The following is a 2,942-nucleotide window of genomic DNA, read 5'->3' as shown; positions in this document are numbered from 1 at the left end:
CAATACTCAAACCAACCTGCAGCACCGAGGCATTACCTCGGGTTTTGATTTCCTTGAGCGCAGTGCCGGTTTCGGGATCGCTCAGCATTTGATTCCTTACACCGAGTCCGACAGTTATGCCCGGGTATTTGTCATCGGCTTGCTCAACACGCTGCTGGTGACCTTCATCGGCATCATCCTGGCGACCGTGCTGGGTTTCATCGTCGGTGTGGCCCGGTTATCGCCGAACTGGATGATCAGCAAGCTGGCCACGGTGTATGTCGAGACTTTTCGTAACATTCCGCCGCTGCTGCAGATCCTGTTCTGGTACTTCGCGGTATTTTTGACCCTGCCGGGGCCGCGCGGCAGCATCAATTTTGGCGATACGTTCTTTTTCAGCAACCGTGGCTTGAACATGCCGGGTGCTTCGCTGGCGGAGGGCTTCTGGCCGTTCGTCGGCAGTCTCGTGGTAGCCGTGATTGCCATCGTGCTCATGGTCCGTGCGGCCAACAAACGCTTTGAGGAAACCGGCGAGCCGTTCCATAAGTTCTGGGTAGGCCTGGCGCTGTTTCTGGCCATTCCTGGGCTGTGTACGTTGCTGATAGGCACCCCACTGCACTGGGAAGTTCCGCAGCTCAAGGGCTTCAACTTTGTGGGCGGCTGGGTACTGATTCCTGAACTGCTGGCACTGACCCTGGCATTGACGATCTATACGGCAGCGTTTATTGCAGAGATCGTTCGTTCCGGGATTCGCTCGGTCAGCCATGGCCAGACCGAGGCTGCGCGCTCGTTGGGCCTGCGTGAAGGGCCAACCCTGCGCAAGGTCATCATTCCCCAGGCGCTGCGAGTGATCATTCCACCCTTGACCAGCCAATACCTGAACCTGGCGAAGAATTCCTCGCTGGCGGCGGGTATCGGCTATCCGGAAATGGTTTCGCTGTTCGCTGGAACCGTGCTCAACCAGACCGGCCAGGCTATCGAAGTGATCGCCATCACCATGAGTGTCTACCTGGCCATCAGCATCAGCATTTCCCTGCTGATGAACTGGTACAACAAGCGCATTGCGCTGATCGAGCGGTGAGGATACGCGCATGAGTACCCATGTTTTCAAACCTGATATGCCGCCGCCGGTGAAAGCCGTCGGTGCCCTCGCATGGATGCGCAACAACCTGTTCTCCAGCTGGCTCAACACCCTGTTGACGTTGTTTGCAGTGTATTTGGTCTGGCTGATCGTACCGCCCCTGTTGCAGTGGGCATTCATCGATGCCAACTGGGTGGGAACCACTCAGGCCGACTGCACCAAGGAGGGCGCTTGTTGGGTGTTTATCCAGCAGCGCTTCGGGCAGTTCATGTACGGCTACTACCCCAGTGAACTGCGCTGGCGGGTCGACCTGACGGTGTGGCTGGCCGTGATCGGCGCAGCACCCCTGTTCATCGCCCGCGTCCCGCACAAGGTTGTCTACGGCCTGGCGTTTCTGGTGCTCTACCCCATCCTGGCCTACACCCTGCTGCACGGTGGGTACCTGGGGCTGGTTGCGGTGGCCACCAGCCAATGGGGTGGCTTGATGCTGACCCTGGTGATTGCCACGGTCGGTATCGTCGGCGCGTTGCCGCTGGGCATTCTGCTGGCACTGGGACGGCGCTCGAGAATGCCTGCAGTGCGCGTGGTGTGCGTCACGTTCATCGAGTTCTGGCGTGGTGTGCCGTTGATCACGGTGCTGTTCATGTCGTCGGTAATGCTGCCGCTGTTCCTGCCTGAAGGCATGAGCTTCGACAAGCTGCTGCGAGCGATGATCGGGGTGATCCTGTTCCAGTCGGCCTACATCGCCGAGGTGGTGCGCGGTGGCTTGCAGGCCATTCCCAAAGGCCAATACGAGGCGGCTGCCGCGATGGGCCTGGGTTACTGGCGGGCGATGGGCCTGGTGATCCTGCCGCAAGCCCTGAAGCTGGTGATTCCCGGCATCGTCAACACCTTCATTGCCCTGTTCAAGGACACCAGCCTGGTCATCATCATTGGCCTGTTCGACCTGCTCAACAGTGTCAAGCAGGCAGCAGCCGACCCCAAATGGCTGGGTATGGCGACTGAAGGCTACGTCTTCGCCGCCCTGGTGTTCTGGATTTTCTGTTTCGGTATGTCCCGCTACTCCATGCATCTGGAGCGTAAGCTGGACACAGGCCACAAGCGTTAGGAGTGTTCCCATGAGTGAAGCGATCAAACAGCCTGTGAGCCCTGAAGGCATTATTCAGATGCAGGGCGTGAACAAGTGGTACGGCCAGTTCCACGTGCTCAAGGACATCAACCTCAATGTGCGCCAGGGGGAGCGTATCGTCCTGTGCGGGCCTTCGGGCTCGGGCAAGTCGACGACCATCCGCTGCCTCAACCGTCTTGAAGAGCACCAGCAAGGCCGCATCGTGGTCGATGGCGTCGAGTTGACCAACGACCTCAAGCAGATCGAGGCGATTCGCCGTGAAGTGGGCATGGTGTTCCAGCACTTCAACCTGTTTCCGCACCTGACCATTTTGCAGAACTGCACCCTGGCACCGATGTGGGTACGCAAGATGCCCAAGCGCAAGGCCGAGGAAATCGCCATGCACTATCTGGAGCGGGTGCGGATTCCCGAGCAAGCCAACAAGTATCCGGGGCAGTTGTCCGGTGGTCAGCAGCAGCGGGTAGCGATTGCCCGGGCGTTGTGCATGAAGCCAAAGATCATGTTGTTCGATGAGCCGACCTCGGCGCTCGACCCGGAGATGGTCAAGGAAGTGCTCGACACCATGATCGGCCTGGCCGAAGACGGCATGACCATGCTCTGTGTGACCCATGAAATGGGCTTTGCCCGGACCGTGGCGAACCGGGTGATCTTCATGGACAAAGGTGAGATCGTTGAGCAGGCGCCGCCGAACGACTTCTTCGACCGGCCTCAGAACGAGCGAACCAAGCTGTTCTTGAGTCAGATCCTGCACTA

General features: G+C 59.0%; 3 protein-coding genes. All 3 read left to right on the top strand.

The window, feature by feature from the left end:
• On the top strand, positions 1-1,060 hold a 1,060-nt coding region (locus tag EKA13_RS26675), incomplete at its 5' end, for an amino acid ABC transporter permease (RefSeq protein WP_065761992.1).
• Positions 1,061-1,070: 10 nt separating this feature from the next.
• Positions 1,071-2,168, top strand: coding sequence for an amino acid ABC transporter permease (locus tag EKA13_RS26670; protein WP_065761991.1), 1,098 nt, complete (start codon positions 1,071-1,073; stop codon positions 2,166-2,168).
• Between the two features lie 10 nt (positions 2,169-2,178).
• Positions 2,179-2,942 (top strand): amino acid ABC transporter ATP-binding protein (locus EKA13_RS26665; protein WP_065761990.1); only part of this gene is annotated, 764 nt, incomplete at its 3' end.

The sequence above is a fragment of the Pseudomonas defluvii genome (assembly GCF_001695625.1).
GTDB lineage: Bacteria > Pseudomonadota > Gammaproteobacteria > Pseudomonadales > Pseudomonadaceae > Aquipseudomonas > Aquipseudomonas defluvii.
This window is presented reverse-complemented; position numbering and strand designations above follow the sequence as displayed.

What these genes read in the sequence shown, in the direction of transcription:
- EKA13_RS26670 (WP_065761991.1), top strand. Translation starts at nt 1,071, where the DNA reads ATGAGTACCCATGTTTTCAAACCTGATATGCCGCCGCCGGTGAAAGCC.